This is a genomic window from Guyparkeria halopsychrophila, from assembly GCF_044582135.1.
Taxonomy (GTDB): Bacteria; Pseudomonadota; Gammaproteobacteria; order Halothiobacillales; family Halothiobacillaceae; genus Guyparkeria.
The window spans coordinates 1-975 of the sequence record NZ_JBDODP010000058.1; the positions used below are offsets into that span (position 1 = coordinate 1).

A 975-nucleotide genomic window follows, 5' to 3' on the forward strand; every position below is an offset into this window, starting at 1 on the left:
GGCAGACTCAACCTGCAAGTGCAACACAGCCCCACCTGAACCTGCCAGGATGCGCCCCATGAGTCGAAGCCCGTACCAACACCTGACCGCCATCGAACGAGCAATGATCCGCCTGCTCGACCAAGAAAACCATAGCGTGCGCGAGATCGCTCGACGCGTCGGTCGCAGCCCGGCAACCGTCAGCCGGGAACGTCACCGGGGACGTGACGATCAACAGCGCTACTGTCCGTCGACAGGGGCCCGTGTCTATCGGCAACGGCGGCTACAGTCCCGTCGCCCGCACAAGCTCCAGGCCGGATCGGCTCTGCACGATACCGTCCGGCGTCATCTGCTCTACCGCCTCTGGTCTCCCGAGCAGATAGCGGGCAGACTCAAGCGCATGCACCCGGACAACCCCGAACGGCACGTCAGTCACGAAACCATCTACGCGGCCATCTATGCCCACCCCAAGGGCTCATTGCGCCAGGAGATGATCGACCTGCTGCGTCAGCAGCGCAGCAAGCGAGGCCCGCGCCGCCGACGCACCCCCGCCGGCAGCGCCATGGTGCCCGAGGATCTCTGCATCCGGCACCGCCCCGAAGAAATCGAGGAGCGACTGGCACCCGGCCACTGGGAAGGCGACTTCATCAAGGGCGCCTTCAACCGATCGGCGGTGGGCACACTCGTCGAGCGCAAGACCCGCTACGTCGTGCTCTGCCGGATGCGAGGCTGCGATGCCACGGCCGCCCTCGACAGCTTCACCCGCCAGATGCGTCACATGCCCGCCTGTGTGCGCGAGACCATGACCTATGACCGCGGTAGCGAAATGGCTCGGCACGTCGAGCTTTCCAAACGGCTGAACATGACCATCTGGTTTGCCGATCCGCACGCCCCGTGGCAGCGAGGCAGCAACGAAAACACCAACGGCCTGCTGCGACAGTTTCTGCCAAAGAGCACCGACCTCAGCCAGGTAACGCAAACTCAACTCAACGACAT

General features: G+C 64.3%; 1 protein-coding gene. It reads left to right on the top strand.

The annotated features are described in order from the left end of the window. Nucleotides 1-58 precede the first annotated feature (58 nt). On the top strand, nucleotides 59-975 hold a 917-nt coding region (locus ABGV18_RS11470; protein ID WP_396586145.1), incomplete at its 3' end, for an IS30 family transposase.